General features: G+C 50.3%; 20 protein-coding genes. 15 read left to right on the plus strand and 5 right to left on the minus strand.

Translation table 11 applies throughout. The features are described 5' to 3' along the window. Nucleotides 1-205: 205 nt before the first annotated feature. A complete protein-coding gene (locus ACNQKP_RS02165; protein ID WP_417862554.1) occupies nt 206-2,392 on the plus strand; it encodes a hypothetical protein in 2,187 nt (728 codons plus the stop codon). A gap of 57 nt (nt 2,393-2,449) precedes the next feature. Here the strand turns inward: ACNQKP_RS02165 and ACNQKP_RS02170 are convergent, their stop codons facing one another. The 3 genes from ACNQKP_RS02170 to ACNQKP_RS02180 form a co-directional block, all read right to left on the minus strand. Continuing rightward, nucleotides 2,450-3,046: a hypothetical protein gene (locus ACNQKP_RS02170; protein WP_417862555.1), complete on the minus strand. Its 597-nt coding sequence runs from the start codon at nt 3,044-3,046 to the stop codon at nt 2,450-2,452. A 147-nt stretch (nt 3,047-3,193) separates the two neighbouring features. Further along, nucleotides 3,194-4,198 carry a M23 family metallopeptidase gene (locus tag ACNQKP_RS02175; protein WP_417862557.1) on the minus strand — a complete coding sequence of 335 codons (1,005 nt, stop codon included), beginning with the start codon at nt 4,196-4,198 and terminating at the stop codon, nt 3,194-3,196. A gap of 33 nt (nt 4,199-4,231) precedes the next feature. Further along, on the minus strand, nt 4,232-4,957 hold the full coding sequence (locus ACNQKP_RS02180) for a Stp1/IreP family PP2C-type Ser/Thr phosphatase (RefSeq protein ID WP_041576855.1): 726 nt from the start codon (nt 4,955-4,957) through the stop codon (nt 4,232-4,234). Nucleotides 4,958-5,091: 134 nt separating this feature from the next. Here ACNQKP_RS02180 and ACNQKP_RS02185 point away from each other — a divergent pair, with 134 nt between their 5' ends. From ACNQKP_RS02185 to ACNQKP_RS02225, 9 genes are all read left to right on the plus strand, one after another. Further along, nucleotides 5,092-6,042: an energy transducer TonB family protein gene (locus tag ACNQKP_RS02185; RefSeq protein WP_417862558.1), complete on the plus strand. Its 951-nt coding sequence runs from the start codon at nt 5,092-5,094 to the stop codon at nt 6,040-6,042. A gap of 84 nt (nt 6,043-6,126) precedes the next feature. Next, a complete protein-coding gene (locus ACNQKP_RS02190) occupies nt 6,127-7,320 on the plus strand; it encodes a Bcr/CflA family multidrug efflux MFS transporter (protein WP_417862560.1) in 1,194 nt (397 codons plus the stop codon). A gap of 143 nt (nt 7,321-7,463) precedes the next feature. Continuing rightward, nucleotides 7,464-7,637, plus strand: a complete 174-nt coding sequence (locus ACNQKP_RS02195; protein WP_157865630.1) for a hypothetical protein — start codon at nt 7,464-7,466, stop codon at nt 7,635-7,637. A 156-nt stretch (nt 7,638-7,793) separates the two neighbouring features. Further along, nucleotides 7,794-10,610: a pyruvate dehydrogenase gene (locus tag ACNQKP_RS02200; protein ID WP_417862561.1), complete on the plus strand. Its 2,817-nt coding sequence runs from the start codon at nt 7,794-7,796 to the stop codon at nt 10,608-10,610. After that, nucleotides 10,610-11,374, plus strand: a complete 765-nt coding sequence (locus tag ACNQKP_RS02205) for a hypothetical protein (protein WP_015089577.1) — start codon at nt 10,610-10,612, stop codon at nt 11,372-11,374. Before ACNQKP_RS02200 ends, ACNQKP_RS02205 begins: the two co-directional genes overlap by 1 nt. Then, entirely contained in the window at nt 11,371-12,030 is a 660-nt protein-coding gene (locus tag ACNQKP_RS02210; protein ID WP_417862563.1) for an SAM-dependent methyltransferase, read from the plus strand. Before ACNQKP_RS02205 ends, ACNQKP_RS02210 begins: the two co-directional genes overlap by 4 nt. Before the next feature lie 80 nt (nt 12,031-12,110). Further along, nucleotides 12,111-13,130 carry a hypothetical protein gene (locus tag ACNQKP_RS02215; RefSeq protein WP_417862565.1) on the plus strand — a complete coding sequence of 340 codons (1,020 nt, stop codon included), beginning with the start codon at nt 12,111-12,113 and terminating at the stop codon, nt 13,128-13,130. Nucleotides 13,131-13,251: 121 nt separating this feature from the next. Further along, complete coding sequence (locus tag ACNQKP_RS02220; protein WP_417862566.1) at nt 13,252-13,671, plus strand: hypothetical protein; 420 nt, start codon at nt 13,252-13,254, stop codon at nt 13,669-13,671. Between the two features lie 46 nt (nt 13,672-13,717). Continuing rightward, the gene (locus tag ACNQKP_RS02225) at nt 13,718-14,209 is read left to right on the plus strand and encodes a methylated-DNA--[protein]-cysteine S-methyltransferase (RefSeq protein WP_417862567.1); all 492 of its coding nucleotides are present in this window, start codon (nt 13,718-13,720) and stop codon (nt 14,207-14,209) included. On the opposite strand, the gene ACNQKP_RS02230 is transcribed toward ACNQKP_RS02225, so the two are convergent. Further along, nucleotides 14,206-15,180, minus strand: coding sequence for a hypothetical protein (locus tag ACNQKP_RS02230; protein WP_417862569.1), 975 nt, complete (start codon nt 15,178-15,180; stop codon nt 14,206-14,208). The two genes, ACNQKP_RS02225 and ACNQKP_RS02230, sit on opposite strands and share 4 nt — an antisense overlap. Before the next feature lie 16 nt (nt 15,181-15,196). On the opposite strand from ACNQKP_RS02230, the gene ACNQKP_RS02235 reads away from it, so the two are divergent. The 5 genes from ACNQKP_RS02235 (at nt 15,197) to ACNQKP_RS02255 (ending at nt 21,932) form a co-directional block, all read left to right on the plus strand. Next, a complete protein-coding gene (locus ACNQKP_RS02235; RefSeq protein WP_417862570.1) occupies nt 15,197-15,841 on the plus strand; it encodes a hypothetical protein in 645 nt (214 codons plus the stop codon). Nucleotides 15,842-15,980: 139 nt separating this feature from the next. After that, the gene (locus ACNQKP_RS02240) at nt 15,981-16,637 is read left to right on the plus strand and encodes a recA protein (RefSeq protein ID WP_417862572.1); all 657 of its coding nucleotides are present in this window, start codon (nt 15,981-15,983) and stop codon (nt 16,635-16,637) included. Then, nucleotides 16,585-17,907 carry a hypothetical protein gene (locus ACNQKP_RS02245; protein WP_417862574.1) on the plus strand — a complete coding sequence of 441 codons (1,323 nt, stop codon included), beginning with the start codon at nt 16,585-16,587 and terminating at the stop codon, nt 17,905-17,907. The genes ACNQKP_RS02240 and ACNQKP_RS02245 overlap by 53 nt, the downstream gene beginning before the upstream one ends. Next, nucleotides 17,891-21,085 carry a DNA polymerase III subunit alpha gene (locus tag ACNQKP_RS02250; RefSeq protein ID WP_417862576.1) on the plus strand — a complete coding sequence of 1,065 codons (3,195 nt, stop codon included), beginning with the start codon at nt 17,891-17,893 and terminating at the stop codon, nt 21,083-21,085. Before ACNQKP_RS02245 ends, ACNQKP_RS02250 begins: the two co-directional genes overlap by 17 nt. Nucleotides 21,086-21,134: 49 nt before the next feature. Continuing rightward, on the plus strand, nt 21,135-21,932 hold the full coding sequence (locus ACNQKP_RS02255; RefSeq protein WP_417862578.1) for a hypothetical protein: 798 nt from the start codon (nt 21,135-21,137) through the stop codon (nt 21,930-21,932). Between the two features lie 42 nt (nt 21,933-21,974). Here the strand turns inward: ACNQKP_RS02255 and ACNQKP_RS02260 are convergent, their stop codons facing one another. After that, nucleotides 21,975-23,066, minus strand: a complete 1,092-nt coding sequence (locus ACNQKP_RS02260) for a hypothetical protein (RefSeq protein ID WP_417862579.1) — start codon at nt 23,064-23,066, stop codon at nt 21,975-21,977. Nucleotides 23,067-23,227: the final 161 nt, after the last annotated feature.

Consider the following 23,227-nt stretch of genomic DNA (forward strand, 5'->3'; position numbering starts at 1 on the left):
TTGTCAGCCAGTCGATGGACTTGTTTCAAAACGATTCATCTGCGCACCGGTTTTGCATCTATGGTGCGTGAACTTGTGGGTCCTAAGAATTCAGTCAGCGGGTTTGTTGTGATTTCAAGAACTTAGATCACAGCCGTCCTGCTGACTGGCTCAAAACGGCACACAAAATTAGTTACTTGTCGAAAAGTTAAACACTGGAGACTCTATGAAACTCAAGAACGTTAAATGTGGCGTAATGGCATTTGCGCTGACAGCGAGCTTCATCGTCCCCCAAACACCTCAACAGGTGTGGGCGGCTGGAAGCACATCAACATTCCCGCTGAATTTATTTGGCGATGACGACAACAGCGATACAGGCCTGGGTTCGACATCCCCGACAATTCCATCCACAGGCGGTGCTGGCGGCGGCAAATCCAACTCAAGCTCCAGCGGCTCTTCTTCACAGCCTCGTTCTTCGACGGTGAAAGCGACTTCAACCACGCCGGGTAAAATGAATGCGGCGAAGGTTCCGGAGGCTTACAGCTGTCCACTCTTCGACAACAGACCTCACGCAGAACTTATTTCTGCCATCGACTCCCTGTCCAAAGAGGTGAAAGCTTCTCCGGAATGTACAGGCAGTCCTTCCGCGAAATCGTTGGAAGACAACGGTAATGCGATCAAAGAAAGCATTTCTGCTCTTCAAAAACTAATGACGGCGCAGGATCCTTCCCAGGTGAATGTGAACTCCATCGAATCCACAATGGCGTCTGCTTTGACGGCGGTGGGCAATCTGGGTGATATCGTCAACAACAACAACTTCCTGAACTCCAAGTGTGGTCGTCAGACGATGTCCACTGGTAAAGTTCTGTTGGCACTGAACGACGTGATCAATGGTCTGGCTCCTTACGCATTGTTCGCAGTTTCCATGAACGCGGCGTTGGGTCCGGCACTTCCATTTGTTATCGGTGGTGCGGTTGCTACCAGCGGTATTTCTGCGATTGCCAAAATGATCGATCAGAACACTCTGGACATGAGCAATCCTGAGCACCGTAAAGCGGTTCTTCAGAACACCTGCCAATACACGAAGGTGGCGAAAAAAGTTCGTTTCATGCAACTGGCTCAATCCGGCAAGATCGAAAAGATCACTCAGGAGCTTGAAAAGAATGTGGACCTTTACAACGCGAAATTTGCCAAGCCAACTGGCGAACTGGCAAACCTGCTGAAGTATAAGGATTCTTCCGAGAAATACCTGGCAGCCGTGGGCAATCAGTTTGTCAGCGATAAAGCGGACATCACAACGGTTGAAGAACAAATCCAAAGCAACAACGACGACCTGATGGTTTGTACACTGGCTAACGAGCTGGTGAACTGGGGTGCGGATGGCAAGACCTTCCCGTCTTCTGCGATCTTGAACCTGGAGCGTGCGACAGTTCAATCGGACCGTACAACAAAACTTCAGGCTTTGACGCTGAAAACCCTGCACACCAATTCCATGAAACGTGTTGCTGAATACGCAGCAAAATCCGGTGACAACGAAGCGGCTTTGAAAGCCTGTGCGCAGACCGGCCGTTCCTGGATCCAGGGCATTCGTCAGGCTGTGAACACCACTGGCAACGTGGTGGCTAAATCCAAGTCTGATCTGGAAGTTCAACTTTCCAGCAGCGCGGACTACCGTCAGTGGAAAGCTCAGTACACTTTGATCGAAACAGAAAGAACTACGATCAAACGTGTTGAGAAAGCAATGCAACAGTTGTCTCAGGACAATTCCATCATCGACCGCTCTGAGCTGGCTCAGCGTATGGTGAATTTGAAATCCGGTCTGTTCGGTTCCCGCAGCTCCTGGGGCTTCGGTAAACCACCGGTTCTGGCTTGGATCAACCACACTAAAACCATGCATGACCAGGCTGTTTCCGGCTTCATCGCCAACATGAAAGCACTGCGCGCAGGTTCTTACAGCCTGACTGACGCTGGCTTGGGCAAGGGCTTGATCATCACTCCGGCGGGCGGTTACTATACCGACCCTAAAATTCAAGTCGCAAGTGCGAAGATCAGCCAGAACCTGGCGAACTTCACTCTGGATCAGTTGCCAGTGGGTTCTCGTGAAAACGAAATCGCGTGTCAGCAACTTGAATCCGCTTGGTTGGACTGGTCTGCAGCGATTGACCATATCGGTGCGATCCAGTTCTTCTGTGATATGATCGATCCGGTTTTGGATGTTAAAATGGATGCGTCTGTTGTGACTTCCTGCCGTGGTAACGCTCAGCTAAATGGCCGTGGCTACGTTAAATCCACTGTGGATCTGGCGAAGCAAGTTCTTAGCACTAAGGGCTATCAGAACGAAGCTACATTGGTCAGCAAAAAGCTGAAAGAGCTTCAGTGCCCAATGCCAGCTGTTTCCGTAATGAATCAATAAGAGTTTCTTAAATTAATGCCAAGTGAAGGGTCTCTGAAAAGAGGCCCTTTTCTTTTTTTAAGGGAAGATGGAAACACGCTCCGAGTTCAGTTGAGCGACATCCAGGATATCCTGACGACTGAGACCCGCCTGCGCCGTGCGAATCACCACCTGCACCCCGGCACGCACATAGTCCTGCAAGTCCGTCTTCAGCACCACTGAATTAACATTGTAAATAAACGGTTTAGCCGCCGCCAGAATCAAAAGATCCCCGCGGGACAGCCCTGAGCTTCCCGACATCACCACCAGTTGCACCCCCGCATTCAAAAGCGCCACAAGATTGTCACGGGAAAGACGACTGCTATCGACATAAAGCACATAAGTGCCTGCCGCCGCCATATCGATAAAGTCCTGACTGGTATAACTGGTTTTACTGACTGAAAGGCCTATGTTCACATTGGGATTGGAAAGCATGGAAAGCAGCTCTGCCTTGCCAATCAAACTGACCTGGTTCTGGCAATAAGTGATACGCGACACCTTCGCGATCTCGGTCACATCCGCCGCCGTCATATTCGAACCCGAATTCTGCTGCAAACACTCCGAAAACTGCGGAGGCAACGCCGCCCACACGGCAGATGACACCAAAAGAACCAAGACAAAAGATAGAACCTTCATAAGCACCTCACCTCAAGTTTAGTGCTTACAAAAAATTATACTCAAAGATTTTCCATGATATTTGCCAAAACCAAGAACGAGGACCGTTCAAAAAGGTCCAGCCGCAAGGCAACGCAGTCGGATGGGCCTTTTTTCAACAGTTCCGGTCTATTCGTCCAAGATGTAGTTGATTGGATCTACTGCGGTGCCATTAATGCGGACTTCATAGTGCAAATGCGGGCCTGTTGAACGTCCGGTGTTACCCACAGCGCCCACAACGTCCCATTTGTTCACGCGTTGACCCACTTGAACATAGATCTGTGACAAGTGACCGAAACGAGTCGTCACACCATAACCGTAATCGATGGTGATCAGCTTACCGTAAGATTCATCGTAACTGGCAAAGACGATCACGCCGTCAGCCGGAGCATACACCGGTGAACCCGGAGCTGCCGCGATATCCAGACCTGCGTGCAAAGCCGTCTTGCCGGTGAACGGAGACACACGATAACCGAAGCGTGAGGTGATCCAGCCCTTGGCAGGTTTCATGTTCGGTGTGGAATTCAACAAGCTTTGACGTTCAGAAAGACTTTCCCAAAGATCGATGACACTTTGTTCTTTCAACTGGGTTTCTTTCACGGCCTTGTCGATGCGAACCACCAAAGAGGCATAGTCCTTATCCGCATTTTCGTTGGCCAGCTCTCCCGCCTGATCATTCAAAGGCTTTTTGTTGGCAAAGACCTGATCCTGTTCTTCCAGGACGTCCGTGCTTTCACGCTGTTCCATAGGTTCGTATTCTTCCACCGGCTGCCCGGCAGCAGGCTTCGGACCCATGGTCAGCTTGGTGATACGGTCGTCGGCATCGACGTTGGTGATCAACTTCAATTTGGTGGTGAAGGTCTTCACACGCTCCAAAGAGTTTTCCAAGGCGCTGACTTTGCTTTCAACCACCTGGAACTGTTTGATCAGCTGCGCATTTTCAGCTTTAAGGCGTTTGTTTTCCATGGCCTGCAGAAGCAGACCGAAGTAATCCACCAGACCGGCGGCAAAAATGATGATAACGATGGCGGAAATAAAGGAGATGGCTTTAAGCCAGGCAGCCGAGAGCACAAGCTTACGGGTTTTCCCCGTCTGATTGCTCACAATAAACAGCGTGACCTTCTTTTTATCCAAACCTTGACCCCTACTTAGATGTCTTCACCAGAGTTATTCGTGAAAATGCACCAGCATCACTGTGACGTTGTCATCTCCACCATTTGCCAGGGCTTGTTCTACACAGGCTTTAACGGCTTTGTCAGGTGTATTTTGATTTAAAATCTCAGAAATTCTTCCATCCTCCACCAAACCGGAAAGTCCGTCAGAGCACATGAGGAAAATTTCCCCAGGGAAGATCTCGCGCTCAATGATATCAGGATAAACTTCACGCTCATAACCCACACTGCGGGTGATGACATTTCGCCCCACAAACTGGCGCACCTGCTCTTCACTCATCACACCGGCACGCAGCTGTTCATTGATCAAAGAATGATCTTCCGTGATCTGCCACAGATTCGGACGCTTGAACAAATAACAGCGGGAATCGCCGACGTTTCCGACATAAAGATGTTTGCCGCGGATGTAAGCCATCACCATGGTGGTGCCCATGCCGGCAAGCTCGGGACGCTCGTTGGCGGCCTTGTCAAAGATGCGTTTTGAAGACTCTTCGTAAGCGTGCAAAATCATTTCGCGCGGCGATTTTTTTGCAGCTTCGGGCTGAAGCATGATTTCTTCAACCGTCTCTACAGCCATGCTGGAAGCGACTTCCCCGCCCATATGGCCACCCATTCCATCCGCCACGATAAACAAACCCAGTTCCCGATTAATAAGGCAGGAATCCTGGTTCGAATCACGACGAAGACCTTTATCTGTCAGATACCACGAGTCAAATTTCATAGTTGTATCATTTTCACCCACTACCGACAGAAGAGTCAAAGTCTGGCCCTAGACTTGGGTCGCAATCTTTGAGTCCGGCTCACCATCTTCTCAATTTCAAGTGTCATAATACCGATAGAAAGGGGTGAGGTCTTATGAAGAAGTCACCGACTTTCAGAAAATATATTGTGCTGTCCCTGCTTCTGCACTTTGTGGTCGTAGGAGGCTTTTACATCACGAGTTTGCTAAAAGAAGAAGCCCCCCTGAAAGAGACTGTCAGTATTGATTTTCTGACGCCGGAACAATTGCAACAATTTGCCCAAGCTGAACAAGCCCTGCAAAAGAAGGCTTTGCAGGTGCCTGCCAATCAGATTGTAGAGCAAAGTGAGACCTCTGCGAATGAGGAAGAGGTCGACACGCGCTTCCTTTCCGCCAAAAATCAGAAGGTTAACAAGCAAACTATCGCCGCTGAACGTGGTCAATTCCAGAACACCAAAAAAGACCAGGCTGTAAAATCGGGTCCAAAAGGCGATGGCCGCCAGAAAAATGTGGCCAAGTCTGAAGAGTCCCAGAAACAAATCGCCAAGGATCTTTTCAAAGGTTTTGATGCCAATGAGGCCATCGAAAGACAGAAGGTTGCTGACCAAAAAACTGGACTGGGTGAAGGTCGTGGCACCGGTGAACAAAACACCGGAACCGGCGCTGAAGCCAGCCAATCCAATGATTATATTAAAGACGTTGAAGTGGGTCTTGAGACTTTGCTGAACACTCGCGAGTTCAAGTACTACTCTTACTACAACCGCATTCGCAAACAGCTGTCCCAGCACTGGGAAGGCCGCGTGCGTGATAAACTGAGCAAAATGTTCAAAGAAGGACGTGCTCCAGCTGCTGCCAATCAGGATCGCATCACAAAACTGATGATTGTTCTGAATGACAAAGGAACCCTGGTGCGTGTTCAGGTTCTGAGTGATTCTGGCGTGCAGGATCTGGATGACGCTGCCATCGAGGCCTTCCGCGCTGCTGCTCCATTCCCGAATCCGCCAAAAGGCATTGTGGAAGGTGACGGCACTGTGAAAATCCGCTGGGACTTTGTTCTGGAAACCTAAGCTCTTTTCGTGAGGCTTTTTCATTAAAAAGCCTCTGCCGACTTCCCTCGTGCAAATCACTTCGCTTCCTGTTATGACGGGCCTATGCAATCCACTTCTGCAAAGCCCAACACTCCCTTCGCATTACTGATTCTTCTGCTGGCCAGTCTGACGGCTTTCGGCCCACTTTCCATCGACATGTATCTGCCGGCGTTTCCGGCGATTGCAGAAAATCTGAATGTGCCTTTGTCTTCCGTGCAGATGTCACTGGCCTCTTTCTTTATCGGCCTTGCCACCGGTCAGATTTTCTATGGTCCGATCACCGATCGTTTCGGGCGCAAAAAACCTTTGTACGTGGGTTTGGGAATTTACGCGTTGGCGTCTTTGGTGTGTGCATTCACCAAAAATGTGGAGATGCTGATTTTGTTCCGCTTCCTGCAGGCTCTGGGTTCCTGTGCGGGCGTGGTGATTTCACGTGCGATCGTGCGTGATTTGTTCACCCACCAGGAAACCGCTCGTGTGTTTTCACTTTTGATGCTGGTGATGGGGGTTGCTCCGATTCTGGCTCCGTTCTTTGGCGGTTACATTTCTGAGTTCTTCGGCTGGCGCGCCATCTTTGCTTTGATGGTGATTATCAGCACGTCCTGTATCGTGATGCTGGCCATCTTCCTTCCTGAGACACATCAGCCGGATCAACGGGTGCATATCAAAGACTCTTTGAAAAACTATGTGCAGATTATCAAAGACCGCCACTTCATGGGTTATGCTTTGGCTGGCGGCGCGGCCCAGGCGGGATTATTTGCCTACATCACAGGCTCATCGTTCGTGTTCATCAACCTGTTTGGAATTCCGGCGAAGAGCTTTGGTTGGGTTTTTGGCTCAAACGCCATCGGCCTGATTGCCTGTTCACAAATCAATGCCCGCCTGCTGAAACGCCTGAGCTATGACGTGATCTTAGAAAAAATCTTTGTCGTTCTTGGGGTGCTGGGCGCAATCCTGGCTATGGCCGGGATCTTTAACTGGGGCTTCTGGGGTCTGGCAATCCCGTTATTCCTGTTCATCGCGGCCCTGGGCATGACCTTCCCAAATGCCACCGCGGGCGCCATGGCGACACAAAGAAAGGCAGCGGGCAGTGCCTCTGCCCTATTGGGAACTTTGCAGTACGGGATTGCGGCGCTGTCGTCGGCGGCTGTCAGTCGTTTGCATGATGGCACAACTTTGCCGATGTGTGCGATGATCGGCTTCTGTGGCGTGCTGGCCTTGGCACTGCATCGTTTGTTGGTGAAAAAAACCGTCTGATCGTCTGCGGGCACATTTCCCCGGTTGCAGGGCACTCTGCCCTGCCTTGTTTCGTGTAACTCAATTTAAGCCGAACACAGACAGCGCAAAACTTGCATCCACGGCCTTCTTATCCATCAAAATTGATGAAGAGGAGGTCCTCCGTGAAGCATCATCCAACCAAACCCGTCCCTTCCGCAGGCAAACCCACACAAAAACGCAGCCCCCCGTTGCATGAAACCGGGCGACATCAAAAACCATCAAAACCTGAGGTGGGCCGCGTACAACACACTCCCGAAGGCACCATAGAGGAAAGCCACGAAGAACAGGCCCCCTAAACTGAAAAATATTCATTCGGGGCTGTGCAGGGTGCAGCCCCTTCGTCCTAAATAGAGCCAGAACTCTTGCTGCGGGGCTTAAAGGCATGGACTCCTCCTCTGTAGAGTGCTAGTTTGCAGTCGCTATAAAAGACTGAAAAAACTTAGGAGAACCACGTGGATAACACTAATCTCAAAAACGCAAAACCTGAGGTTCTGGACTCTATCGCGAGACGCGCCCATTACCTGGCTACCCAGATGATCTGGCAAGCCAATCACCGCACCGACAAAGAAAAAGGCGACCCAAAAATTGGTGGTCACCCGGCCGGCTGCGCAAGCTCCCTTCACATCATGGGTGCGCTGCACCTGTTGGTAAAATCAGGTTTCGATCACATCGCGAACAAACCGCATGCTTCCCCAACAGATCACGCTTACAACTATCTTTTGGACAATTTGCTGAAGTCCGATCTTTCCAAACTTTCTTTGGAAGAAGCCAACCAGGCTATGCACGGTCTGCGCAAGTTCTCCAACGGTGACGAATATGTGTTCCAGTCCTACCATTCTGCGTATGACCCGGATCAGCACAACTTCTTCCCGTCTGGTTCCGTGGGCATTCCTCCTGTTGAGGCCGGTTACATGGCTTTGGCTTACCGCTATGCTGCTGAACACGGTTACGATGTGCCTAAAGACGCACACTTCTGGGCTGTTTGCGGTGACTCTGAATTCCGTGAAGGTTCCATGTACGAAGCGGTGCCTGACTTCTCTGAACGTGAGATCGGCAACCTGACTTGGATTCTTGATTACAACCGTCAGTCTTTGGATGGTCACCGTCTGGTGAACAACGCGATCCTGGGTGGTACGGATGCAGACCGTGTTGAAAGAACAATGGCTGCCAACGGCTGGGAAGTGATCCAGGTTCGTCACGGCGGCAAGCGTGAAGCCTTGTTCGCGAAAAAAGAAGGCGAAGCCTTCAAAAACTTCCTTGAAAAAGAACTGACTGACTATGATCTTCAAGCGTTGCTTTTGGTTCATGACCTGAAGCTGCTTAAAGACACTTTGGCCAAGGACTATCCTTCACTTAAAAAATTCCTGACTGCAACTGCAGACCAGGACGTTTATGAAGCACTTCGTGATTTCGGTGGACACGACATGATGTCCCTGGCGAAAGCCATGATGAAATCCAAAGAGTCCAAGCGCAAACCAACCATCATCATCGCTCACACCCTTAAAGGCTGGGGCTTGAAGGCGGCGGCTCAGCAGGGCAACCACTCTTCTCTTCCACACGAAGATGAAGTTGAAGAACTGCGCGCAAAACAAGGCATCACTGGCAATACACTTTATGCTCGCTTTGATGACAAATCCGTTGAAGGCAAATTCCTGGCTGCTCGTGGCGAGAAGATCTATGCTGACATCAAGGCTCAAAACGCCTTGAAAGCAAAAAACCAGGAATTCTTCCTGACCAAACTTGCTGAGTTCGGCGATATGCCATCTTCTTTGGAAATCAACACGAAGATGACAAGCTACCCGCACACACAGTGGATGCTGGGCCAATTGACTGCAAAACTGACTCGTATCTCCAACACTTCTTTGAATGAGTCTGAATTGAAAGCGGGCCAAAAAGCCCTGACGGACAATGAAAAACCATTCAAACTGCCAGGTGAGCTGTTCATCTCCATGGCTCCGGACGTGGGTACTTCCACGAACTTGAATCCAGCGATGGATGGCAAGATCTTCGGTGCTCAGGAAGTTCAGGACATCGAGGCTGAGCTGGGCGTAAAAGACGGCAAGCTTCCGGATCTGGTTCCTGGTGAAGACGTTACGGATCGTTTCCTGCGTTTTGAAATCGCGGAAGGCAACGTTATGTCATGCGTGGGCGCATTCGGAAAAATGCGTGATATCGTGGGCGTGCCAATCATCCCTTTGATGACCGTCTATGACTTCTTCCTGAAACGTGCATTGGATCAGTACTTCTACAACCTTTACTGGAAATCCTCTTTCATCTGCGTGGGTACTCCATCAGGTGTGACACTTTCTCCGGAAGGTGCTCAGCACGGCTGGAAATCTGACGTTCAGATTCCAAATCAGATCACTTGGGAACCATACTTCTGCCAGGAGCTTGACTGGATCATGGTGGATGCGATCCGCAGACACGTATTGAACGACAACGCAGGCCGCTCTGGCGTATTGCTTCGTCTGGTGACTCGTGGTGCAGAACAAAAAGACTTCACGAAATATCTTTCCAAACAAGCTCGCTTCAAAGTGGGTCTGGAAGGCAAACTGTCCCGCGCGGAATTCCCGGTGGCGGGCGCGGTGAACGAAGAAGAAGTGGCGGCGATGAGCGAGGCAGAAATGTTCGCTGTTGTTCGTGAAGACGTTCTGAAAGGCGCGTACTTCCTGATTGATTACCGTGGTTACGCTGGCTACGAGCCGGGCGACAACGTGATCAATATCTTCGCGATGGGTGCACTGGTGGCTGAAGCCATGAAAGCTTCTGAAGCTCTTCTGGCTCGTGGTATCTATGCCAACGTGATCGTGGTGACTTCATCTGATCTGTTGACTGGTATCCAGGCTCACGAAAACGATTACCACTATCTACGCAACGAACTGGGCATCAATGCGGATCTTTATCTGAAAAAAGCAGAAGAGATCTCCACTGGTGATCTGATCACGGTTGCGGGTCGCCGCGTTCCAATTGTCAGCGTTCACGATGGTGAAGCCGGTCTGTTGGATAACTTGGGTTCTATCATTGGTGTTCGCCAGGAATGCCTTGCAGTTCGCAAGCACTCCAAGTGCGGTCGCCCTTCTGAGATCTTCAAGTACCACCACCTTGACGACGCTTCGATCGTTGAAGCTTGCGGCAAGGTTCTTTCTGAGACCGCTCTTGAAAAAGTCATGGTTTCTGAACAGGCATTGGGCGAAGCAAACCAAGCTTCCCACAAGGCCGCTCACTGGACTGATTTGTGGCCATCCGCAACTCACAGCCAGAAACACTAATGCGCAAAACGCAAAAACAAGAACTCCCCTTCGATGGGGAGTTCTTTTATTCCCGCAGCAAACGTTTTGAAGAAGTCGTCTTTTTCGTCCACTTCTTCGAAGGCAGCAAAAAACAGCTGCTTCGTCACATCAAGCTCGTCAACGAAATGGGCTTTGATGCCTTCGCCTTCAATCTTACCGGCACCCACAAAGATCTGACATCACTTAAGCTTCCCATCAGCTCCAAAGGCGGGTTCGGGCTTAAACATATCTATGCTGATCAGATCGAAACCCTGCTGAATCAAGTGCCGGGCAGAAAAATCATCTTTTCGTTTTCAAATCCCACGGCTTCGGCCATTGAAGCGATGGCACGACGCAATTGCAGCGACACTGTGGCACTGGTGTGTGATAGCGGGCCCTCCGGAAAGTTCATTCCGTCGGCCTACAACCTTTACACGCACGAATACAAGATCCGCCCTTTGCCGTTGCGTCTGGCTTTGACCCCGGTGCTGAGTCTTGCCTGGAGCCCGTTCCTGCACAAGGATCTGGACAAGGACCTAAAGACTTTCCCGCAAGGCTTCAAGATTCTTTCCATTCGTGGCTGGAAGGACCTGCTGATTCCACCGGATCACATCGACCACGTGTTTGAACCCCACACGAATCTGGATTGGACCAAACTGTCACTGCCCGAAGCCGGTCACCTGACGGGGCTGCGTGATTTCAAATCCGAATATGCGCCGACGCTGGAAAAATTCCTGAACAGTGTCGCAACCCCTTTGACATGATATTTGATCCGCAAAACCCTTTCCCCCTGAGACCCCTGACGGACTATGCCTATCACGAAGCTCAAGCCCATGCGGCTTTGGTGGACGAGTGGCTGGGCTTTCAGTGCCTTGAGGTGGAAAATCAAATCCGCTCTCTGCCGAAAAATGCGGGCGAACATCAGAACTGGGAACACCTTTCGCTGCAGGCGTTTCAAACCCCATACTGCGAAATTCACAACATTCTGGATCTTTTGCAGCCACAACCCGGTCAACATATCGTGGATCTGGGCTGCGCCTATGCGCGCATGGCCTTTGTTCTGCATCGCCATTATCCCGGCTGCAGCTTCACTGGCTTCGAACTGGAAGCTTTACGTGTGCACGAGGCCCAACGGGTTTATTTCCATCACACGGGAAAAAATCTGAATGCCCTGGCACAGGATCTGTCGGCCGCTGATTTCATCCCCCCGGCGGCAGACATTTATTTCATCTTTGATTTCGGCAATCAAAGATCAGTTGAAAAAACCCTGAACGACCTGAAAGACCTTGCCAGACGCCAGTCCATCACTGTGGTGGCCCGGGGAAAACTGTCCAGATTCTGCATTCACAAGGACCACCCTTGGCTGACGGCCATTCAGGAGCCTCAGCATTTCGCGCATTTTTCCATCTACCGTTCCTGATTTGCACTTACACAACAAGCTTTGGTTTTTGTAGCTGAATCCGGCCCCATTTTCTATTCTGGGAATCCTGGAGGGGACCCATGAAAATGATTTTGCCATCAGCACTGCTGCTGACCGCTGCCCTGTTCACTTTTGCGCAAGAATCTTTAGCTGGCTTCGGATTCGGAAAACGAAACGTCGGCTACATCTACGAAACCAGTTTTTCATCCATGGGATGGCGCTATCTGTCCCTGCTTGAAGACAAAAGCACGGATGATCCCAAAACCCTGGAATCATCCCAGCGCAATGCCTGCTACAAACGCTATGGCACCATCATCAATGACAACACTTTGGACATTCGCATCGCCATCGGTTACTTCGACTGGACAACAGGAAGCAACGTGCACTACGCCGGACGCAGTTACGGCGTCAGTCCTTCTTTGGACATCGGTGCTTATGAGGCCCTGAAAGATCTTTTGACGTCCTCTTGTGGTGGCAAGGCCCGCTTCTGCGGCTTCCGCAAAGATCCGCAGAACAGTTCACTATTCACCCGCGAAGTCACAATCCATGGCAAGAAAGTGCTGGCCCGTGTGGAAATTCGCTTCTCATCAGCGACGGAAATCCTGTCCGAAAACCTGGGCAGATATCGCGACACTCAAAATCAACGCTCCCGCTATGCAGACGACTTCTTCAGTCGATCTCTGCGGGAAGCTGACGCCGTGTTTTACTTTGGGCATGCCAGAAATGGCGGAGGACCGGATTTTTATCCTCCCGTTTTTATTCCCGGCACCAACAAGCTGAACTACAGCGGCTATTACAAAGCCAAGCGCCCCGGGTTTAACAAGATGCTAAGTGCACTGGATTCTTCCCGGCAGGCTCCGGTGGTTGGGCTGATGGCGTGCGCTTCCCGAGATCACTTCCTGCGCCGCACACGGGCTGTGGCGCCGAATTCCGGAGTCATCAGCTCGATGGATGTGTTGAACGTGGACTATGTCTATACCGCGATGATCGGGGCAGTGGATGCTTTGTTGCGCGGTCAGTGCCAGAAAAGCTTCTATCAATCCATTCGTATGACCAGTGGCAATCAAAAGTACATCACCATGGATGGAATGTTCGAATAAACTCACATCAGGCCGGAGTAATGTCCGGCCTTGATTTGCAAATCAGCAAAGATTGATTTTTGCGTCGGTCTTGATCCTCTCTTTTACTATAATAAAAACATCATAGCCGAAGGAGGAAACCATGAGTCAGCTTGAGCATCTGCCTCACCCCAGCCGCTTGCCTTCTCTGAACCATCACACACTGGCCTTTTTCTCCAACCCCGAGGACGCTCGCAAAGCTGCCTCAGAGCTGGTCAATGCCGGCTTTCATGAAGCCGACCTCAATGTCTTTGAAGGCGACGATGGAGTTGAAGCCGTGGATCTGGATTCAATCCACGCCGACCTTATGGAAAAGTACTATCGTAAATTTGTGAAATTTTCAGACTCGGCCGAATGGCATTTTTTGACCGAGGCCGACGATGAATTGCGCCGAGGGCATATCCTGATGTGCCTGGTGACCATGAACGTCGAAGAAAAAGACGTGGCGGTACCGATCCTAAGAAAACACAAGGCCTTTGATATTCGCTACTGCACGGGCATCGCGATTGAAGAGGTTGTTTAAGCCTTCTATCTAAGGTACATCTGTCACATTCCCTGTGAGGTGACAGATGACCGACCTTGAATTCAATATTTACAAAGTACCTTCGGAATTCGGCGAATGGCTGGCAGCCTTTGAAGGCGACCAGCTGATTTTTCTGGGCAGCTACAATGCCGGTAAAAAGCTGGTGGAAGGTGACCTTGCCGCCTTGATCGAAAAATTCTATTCCGTGCGAATCGGCTCTTTCCAGCCTGCCAAATGGAACCAGGGTAATTTCTGGACAACTCAGCACCAGATCAAACTTCAAGGCACCGAATTCCAAATGAAAGTGTGGCTGGAGCTTCTAAAAATTCCCGCCGGTAAAACCGTCACCTATTCTGAACTGGCCAAAAAACTGCGCAAGGGGTCGGCGGTGCGCGCTGTCGCCACGGCAGTGGGAAAAAATCCCATCAGCTACTGGATTCCCTGCCACCGTGTGATTGGCAAAGGCAGCAATCTTTTGAAATATCACTGGGGCCCGGAAGTAAAAGAATATCTGCTGACAAAAGAAGGCGTTCTTTAAAACTTCAGATTGAAGTTCAGCGTGATGCCGGGATTTTGCTCGTAATCGTATTTATCAGCAAAATCGACGTTCGGGATCACCTGAACGTCGAGCATATTCTTGTAAAGAATGCGGCTCCAGGCCACACCAAGATTGTAGCTTTTCATCTGATAGTTCGGCCGATTTGTTGATGTCACAAAAATATTATAAGACATGTTGGACCGGTTCGAGAACCAGTGCCCCAGAGCCACACCGTTGGTCACCGTGAACAAATGCGCGCGGTCTTCATAATCACCCTCATTCACAAAAGTCAGATTGAAGCGCTGGGATAGTTGAAAGGCAAAGTTGAAAGCCAGGAAGATCCCGGTCCCCCTGTCGGCCTCGGCATAAAACTGCAGTTTCGGATTTACCCGATAGTTTTTGCCCCGTTCAACAACACTTTCAAATGTCAGAGAGTGGGAAATCAGAAAAGATCCGGCAAAACTAATACGGGGCTGGAAGGATGCTTTAACATCACCCAGCTTGCGGAAAAAACCCAGCGTCGCACCATAGTCGCGCTCACGCGGGGTCTGACGAAGATATGTCTGGGTAATACCACGCTCTTTGGTCTCGTCATAGCTGGTAAAGGTGATCTGCCAGTATTCTTCCACATTGGGAAGTCGCAAATTAAAATTGAAACCAAAGGCATCGGTGTAGCCTTCTTTTTCATTGTAATAAAAAGACGGCTCAATCAAAAAAGCGGTTTTATTCTGTTTGGTGGTGTACTGCTGACCGGCCAGAAATAAATCCACCCCTTCGGCCACACCATCAAACCACTCAGAAATGGCGATATTGCCGGTGATGAAGGATTTTTCCCATTTGCCTTCCTTGGACTCCGACTCGGCTTCCGAGTATTCAGCGCGCGCATTTCCGCAATACAGGGCCAGGGCCAGCATCACTGACCCCAGAGCACTTTTGCGCGCGAAAGATATTAGTGCTTTTTTCCCCTTCACGTTTTAGTCTCCAAACATGAAGTATTTTAGACTTATACTTTGCCTCCTGTCGCTGAGTATCTCACTGCTGGCTGCAAAATCAGTCCAAGCCTACATTCCTCAACGTGGTAACGTCGTGGCCACACTCAGTCCCTATTACTTCAAAACAAACTATGATGGTCACGAGCAGGGACAAAATAAAAACACCACCGGAATTTCTTTGGTGGCCAATGGCGATGTCGACAACAAAGGCAGTCTGGAAATCGCTGCAATCTATATGAACAAGACCTATTTCCGTGAGGACGGCAGCAGAACCGTCGCCGAAAAAACCCAGCTGATGCACATCACAATGGGGTATCGCCGCTGGTGGACCGAACCCTTTTCGACTTCCTTGGCTCTTTACACTTCTTATCCGATGGGGCCCGTGGATGTGCTTCACAATGATTTCACTCCGGAAGAGGACATGGGCACCACCGCTCGCTCCACCACTGAAACCGGCCTGGATCTGGCACTTCAGTATGAATTGATCAACCGCGAACGCTTCTCGATTGTGGCCGAGGGACGCTACTCGTACTCACTGACCAAAAAATCCAGCGAGTACGCTGATCAGTACGGCGCCAGCATCGGGATCAGATACTTCATTCAAAGCAAAGTGGCGTCCCCGAAAGAGCTTCGCGAATAATCAGGCCCTGATTTAGGTAATTTAAATATTTGATTTTAATTGTCTTTTTAGAAACACAAACTTTGGTCCATATTTGAAAATAGCCTCTTTACTTACACATAATTTACATAGTAATTTATGTGTAAATGGAGAGCTTCAAATGAGCACCCTCGCCCTTCCCGAACTGGCTAACATCCCCTTTGTCTCTGCCGAGCAGCTGCAACCGCCGCCGGGCCTTCCCACCGGCGTGAATGTCCTGGATGACTTTCTGCTGTGGAAAGGAGTCCCGCAAGGCGACCTCAGTCTGCTGCAGGGAGCTCCCGGCACCGGTGCCACTTCCTTGTGGATTCGCATCGTTCAGAACGTGCATTCACAAAATAAGTGGGCGGCGTGGATCAATGGGGATGCTCAGCTTTTCCCCGCTCATTTAAGCAACTACAAAATCAATCTGAAGAAACTGCTGGTGGTCAAAGAGCCCAAAGAAAACGAACAGCTTTTCTGGCTGCTGCAGGAGCTGATCACCAGTTCCCTGTTTGAAGTGATCGGCTGCAATCTGAAAGAAATGTTTTTGAAAAACCATCAGCTGCAAAAATTGAAACGACTTTGTCGTCTGCACAAGGTCGCTTTGGTTTTCGTAAATCAGAAGGCCAGCAAGTTTGTAAATCCGCTGTTCAGTCTGATGATTCATTTTCAACGCGACTTTATCACCATCCAAAGGGCCTTGCACCGTCCGACGCCGTTCAATCTGGCAGGGAGTATGATTCATGCGAACTTTATGCATCAATTTAAAAACACCGCAAGAAAGCTCCTCAGCTGAGGCCTTTTTGGTGCTGAGCCCGCGCGCTCAGTACCGCTTCCCGCACTATATCTTCGTGGACATTGGCTCGACCCAGCACTTGATGGGCGGCGAAATGGGCTGCCTTGAAAAAGCGCTGGAAATCGCCTCGAAGTTTGCCCCTGATGCCAGTGCCGCCATTGCTGACACTCCTGCCGGCGCACAAATGCTGGCCAAGTGGCGTCCGTCGCATATCAGTCTGCGCGGCAAAGAACAGGAAAGCTTCAAAGGCCTGGGACTGGATGCCCTGAAAGATCTTGAGGGTCTTTCCCCGTGGGCGCAGAAAAAACCGGTCGAGCACATGATTGCCTTCTTTCACACCCTGGGTGTGTATGGGTTGGAAGGTGTTCTGAATTTTCGTCTGAATTCACTGCGTGAACGTTGGGGGGATTTTGGTGTTTTACTTTGGAATCGTCTGCATTCTCAGGACTCTCAGGTCATTTCACCTCTTGTGCCTCGCGACCCTCTTGTGGGCTATGGCTACCTGGATGATCCCTTAGGCTCAGCGCCTCTGCTGATGAACCGTCTGAAAGTTCATCTGGACATTCTGTTTGCGCGCCTGCAGGGCCTGGCCCGTCATGCGCAGCGCCTGGATGTGGTTTTGCACTGTGAATACTCGGACAAACGGTACAATCTTTCGATTGAACCCGTCAGCCCGACGCGCGATCAGGAATTGTTCGAGGATCTGCTGTTCAAAAAGCTAGAACAGCAGGTTCTGGAAAATCCGATCCGGGAATTTGAAATCACTTTGTTTGACGTGCCGGAAAAAATCCAGCAGCTGGATTTCTTTGAACCGCGCGACAACACCGAGGATCGCTGGCGCCGTCTGATCAGTTTTGCCAAACAATCCCAGTGTGAAATGGGCTTTCTGCAAATGGAAGCCAGTCATTTCCCCGAACAAAGTTTCCGTCTGGTGACCGACTGGCCCGAGGACTTTAAACCTCAGGATCTGGTGGAAAGACAGGACGAGGCTTTGCAGATCAAATCGGTCTATGCAAAAGCGTTGGCTTCCAGCCCGCGCCCGTCCCTGCTGCTAGAAAAACCCCAGGCACTGAGCGCGGGTGAAGTGCAGAAGCTTCGGTTTGTGTCGTCGCTTCCCAGTGAACGCATTGAATCGGCCTGGTGGCAGATTTCAGTTCAGGATTTAAAAAACAGAGATTATTACTTTGCGCTCTCTCATCAAGGTCAACTGCTGTGGGTTTTCAAAGATCGCATAAATTCACAGGTCTACTTGCATGGGTACTTTGACTAATAAAGCTTTGGTTCCTTCACAAAATTCCAGGCTGCCGGCCAAACCCCGGCCGCGCGCCAAAGGCTTCGTCGAACTTCTGGGTCGCAGTAATTTTTCTTTTCTGCAAGGGGCTTCCAGTCCTGAAGAAATGGTGGCGCAAGCCGTGGAGTTCGGTTACGACGGCATGGCGCTGTGTGATCTGAACGGCTTGTACGGCGTGGTCCGTGGCTTTCAGACCATTCAGTCCCCGTCCTTGTTCACGGCCTCGCCACAAGTGAAGGACGGCTTTCATTATCTGATTGGTTCAGAGCTGACTTTGACCGATGAAAGTTCCGTCGTGCTGATCCCGATGAACAAACAGGGTTATTCGCATCTGTGTGAGATCCTGACATTGGGAAAACGTCAGGCGGCCAAGGGCTTTTCCAAACTCAGTCTGGAACAGATTGAAAAATACAATCAGGGTCTTTTGTGTCTGGCCATTCCGCCGTGGACGGACGAACGCTATGAAAAGCTTGAAAAGATTTTCGACAACCGTCTGTATCTGCCGCTGTGGCGGGATCTGACCTGGGAATCCCAGGAATTCTGCAGACAGGGATTTGCGCTGGAAGAAAAATACCAGGCTCGTTTGTTTGTTACCCAGCGCCCGTTCATGCACAGTCCGGAACGCAAACCTTTGTTTGATGTTCTGACCTGCACGCTTCATCACACCACCTTAGCCGAAGCCAAAAACAGACTGATTCAGAATTCCGAGAGATGCTTAAAAAGCCTCGATGATATCTCTTGGCTGTGGCAGGATCGGCTTGATCTTGTGGAAAAAACTGTGGAGATCTCGGCACGTGTGACGTTTTCACTCAATGAGATACGTTACCGCTATCCCGCATCCAGCTTGCCTTCCGGGATGACACCCACCGAACACATGCGCCACCTCACATTGAAAGGCGCCGAAAGCCGCTACCCTGAGGGCATTCCTGACAAAGCCTTAAAACAGATCGAACACGAACTGGAACTGATCAAAGATCTTCAGTACGAAGATTACTTTCTGACTCTGAAAGAGATCTGTGATTTCGCTTCGGCCAGAGGAATTCTTTATCAGGGCCGTGGTTCCGCTGCCAACTCGGTGGTGTGTTTTTGTCTGGGCTTAACTGCGATTGATCCGGTGAAAATGAATCTGCTGTTTGAACGTTTCCTGTCGCGGGAACGGCGCGAACCGCCGGACATTGATATCGACTTTGAACACAGCCGCCGCGAGGAAGTGATTCAGCATATCTATGAAAAATACAACGAACGCCACGCCGCCATGGTGTGCACGGTGATTCGTTATCGTTCCCGTATGGCTATTCGTGAAACCGCCAAGGTGTTCGGCATGCCTCTGGCCAAGATCAACGCCATGATCAAGTTCATGGGCCGCGATGGAATGAAGCGCCTGCTGGATCCCGCCGTGGCCGCGGATTTCGGCATGGAGCCGGGCCCCTGGAAGATGTTCATGGCGCTGGCTCAGCAGCTGCACGGATTCCCCCGTCATCTGGGCATTCACAGCGGCGGTTTTTTGATCACTCAGGATCCCATCACCGAAATGGTTCCCGTGGAAAAAGCCACCATGAATGGCCGCTATGTCATTCAGTGGAACAAGGACGACGTGGATTTCCTGCGTCTGATGAAGATTGACGTTTTAAGTCTGGGAATGCTGACGTGCCTGCGCAAGTGCTTTGATCTTTTGCGTGATGTGAAAGGCAAGGACTACAGCCTTGCCACTTTGCCTGCCGATGACAAGCCCACTTACGACATGATCTGCCGTGCGGAAACCGTCGGTGTCTTTCAGATTGAATCCCGCGCGCAGATGAACACGTTGCCGCGCATGCAGCCGCGGAATTTTTATGATCTGGTGATTGAAATCGCCCTGATCCGCCCCGGCCCATTGCAAGGGGGCATGGTGCATCCATTCTTGAAACTGCGCCAGAATCGCCCCAAAGAAATCAAATATGCGCATCCGGCCCTGGAGCCGATTCTAGAAAAAACCATGGGCGTTCCCATCTTTCAGGAACAAGTAATGAAGATGGTGGTGGCTGTGGCGGACTTTACTCCGGGGGAAGCAGATGAACTTCGCCGGGTGATGTCTTCGGCCTGGAAACGCAAAGCCACCATGGGTGGCATCGAGCAGCGCCTGCGCACCGGGTTTGCCCGTCACGGGATTTCCAGTGAATACGCCGATCAGATCTATAAAACCATCGAAGGTTTTGCCAACTATGGCTTCCCCGAAAGTCACTCGGCCAGCTTTGCTCTTTTGACTTATGCCAGCTGTTATCTGAAATGCCACTATCCGGATGTATTTGCCTGCGGGCTTTTGAACAGTCAGCCCATGGGCTTTTACGCTCCCCGCACAATCATCGCCGAGGCTCAAAGAAACGGCGTGGTGGTGGCACCCTTGGACGTGCAGAAGTCCGACTATGACTACACCATTGAAAAAACCGCCTCGGGTGATCAACTGCGTGTGGGATTAAGATCTATTTATGGCATTCCCGAAGCATTAATTCGCAGAATTGAAGACAGCCGCAAAGACGAAGGTCTTTATCAGAATCTGGCCGACTTTATTCGTCGCACCCAACTGCCACGCAGTATGCTGCTGAAACTTGCCGCCGCCGGCGCTTTTGAATCTTTCAACGGCAATGTGCGGGAACTGATCTGGAATCTGGAATCTTTAAGCCTGGATCAGCAAAGCTTCCTGTGGGGCCACCCCAAAGAACAGTTTGAGCTGGGTGAAGACGAGGATGAACCTGAACATCTGCCCTTTGAATCCAACTGGGACCGCCTGCGCCGCGAATATGACAGCAAGGGGTATTCCGTTGAATCCCACCCGATGTCGGTGCTTAGAACCTATCTGCAAAGCAAAAGCGAAGCTCTGCGCGAAAAACGTTTTGTGCCTTATTTTTCTTCGGACGATCTAAAACGCATGAAAACAAAAACCAAGGTGCGGGTTGCAGGTCTGGTGGCCATCACTCAGCGCCCGCCCACGGCCAAGGGCATGTGCTTTATCACCCTGGAAGACGAGTTCGGCTTTATGAACATCGTCATTCACCCTGAGATCTATCAGAAAGACCGCACCACGATTTATACCCGCTCGCTGCTGGAAATCCATGGCCAGGTTGAAAAAGTAGGCGCCATCACCAATATCCGCGCCGAACGCATTCTGCCGCTGGGATAGGCTTTGAAAGTGCTTTTCAAGTCCGATCCCACGGTGATATGGTGCCGGCATGATCCGCGAAGCCATTGAAATGATTTTCACTCCTGCCACATCCGTCGCTAAAAAGTACGGATTCGTCTATCATTCGATTTCTTTAAAACACCGCTTTGAGCGCTGTAAAAAAATCTGGCTGCCACATCTGAAAAACTGTCAGGACACTTTCCTGCAAGTTGTAAAAGACCTGCCTCAGAAAAAATCCGTGGTGGTTCTGGGCAGTGCCCACTTGCATGAAATCCCGCTGCACCTGCTGGTGGACAATTTTGAAAGCATCACCCTGGTGGATGTCATCCATCCATTGAAGCATCACTGGGCGGCCAAACGCAATTCACGCCTGAAACTGGTCACGCAGGATCTGGGTGGATCTTTGCACGAACTTGAAAATCTGAAATCACTGGAAGACCTGAACAAGTTGATTCAGGATCTGTCTGCAAAACAGCTTTTCCATTTTCAAGCCGATCTGATTGTTTCCGGAAATCTTTTGTCTCAGCTGGCCCTGCTGCCGATGGAAGCCTTGGAAAAATACATGAAAAAGGATCTGACTTTGACTGAAAAAGATCAGATCTGCACGGCCTTCGGGGAAATTCATCTGAAGAATCTGCGCCAGTGTTCAGGGCACAAGCTGATATACACGGACCGTGAAGTCACCTATCGCAACCCTCAAGGGGAAAAGATCTATCAAGGGTCTTATCCAGTGAACTTTGACGGCTTTACCAAGCTGCGGGAGTGGGACTGGACTCTGGCTCCGCTGAAAGAAGCGTCGAAGGACTACTCCATCGAAATGAAAGTGGAAGCTTACTCTTCCAAATAAAAAAAGCCGCATTTCTGCATCACAGATCATGCGGCTTTCTTTTTAGCAGCGTGGTCCTTTGCTGCAACCCAGAAGGTCTTCGGTTTCTTTCAGCTTAAAGAAGTTTTTCAAACGGGACTTGTTATCCAGATGAGTTGAGCTGTCGCCTTCAGTATCATGCTCCTCCAGATGGCACATCCAAGAAAGAGCCGCTTTGGCTTTTTCCGTCTGCACAGACAACTCTTTATCCTGCTTCAGGAAAATATTCAGAATGCGGAAGCCCACGATGTCGGCTTGAGTTTCCTTGTTTTTGCTTTCAACAAACTTTGCCGACTTGTCTGCCAGGTCCGAGTTCACACATGTTAGAACACGATTGTCCAATTCAAATCCACGGTACTGCAGCTGATGTGTCATCTCATGCGCCAATGTCATCACCAGGCCCGCGATTCTTTCCACTTTGGTTTTTCCGGCATTCAACAACAACTGTCCAGGGCAGATATAGATTACACCGTTCGGACCACCACCTGGCAACAAAGAGCGCGCCATCACATTCAAACCATCAATTCCACAAGCTGATGACATGTCTATAGTCACAATGTCCTTACCCTGATAGGAAAGCTCAAATGTTTCAGAAACCGACTGCACCACCGTCGTATTCAAAGCACCCACAAGGCCCATGCGACCGTCTTCATCCAGCTTTTCACTTTTCACGAATTCCATCATCAGCTTGTGTACAATCTCTGTGGCCTCTTTCACGTCTTCATCATAGTTATAAATTGTGCGATATTCTTTATCGGCCAAGAGCAAAAGGCGACTTTGAGCCTGATATCTTTTCAGATCCTCGGGAATATGTTTTTTAAAGGACTCTGCTGAGCCGTCAAACTCTTCCGGCAATGAAAGTTCTGCCTTCAGAGCTTTAACCGCAGCTTCAAAGCCGTTCTTTTTAATGTCGGCAGTAATCGGCAGTACGGATTTTTCACAGATACTAATTTCTGGTGTTTCGCAGATCGGAGCAGATCTTGCGCCCGGGACAATTTGTTCCATCTTAGCCTTGTCGCCAGCCTTGTTGCGGTGCTTTCTTGCGTAATCAGAATCTTTTTCCGCACAAGCGGCCAAACCCAAACTGATCGCCAGAATAACGCTAAGCTTTTTCATAACTGCTCCTTTTCTTTACGCGTGAGTACTGAAAAACGGCACTTCCGCGGGCCGGATCCTCGAGGTTCGAGGCGGACCTGATAGAGAAGAAACAAAGCAAAGGCAGGGCCAAGCCGCTGTCTCAGAATGAGATAACGCGGCGTAGGTGTAAAAAGTCACCA

The sequence above is a fragment of the Bdellovibrio bacteriovorus genome, assembly GCF_048286975.1.
Classification (GTDB): Bacteria; Bdellovibrionota; Bdellovibrionia; order Bdellovibrionales; family Bdellovibrionaceae; genus Bdellovibrio; species Bdellovibrio bacteriovorus_H.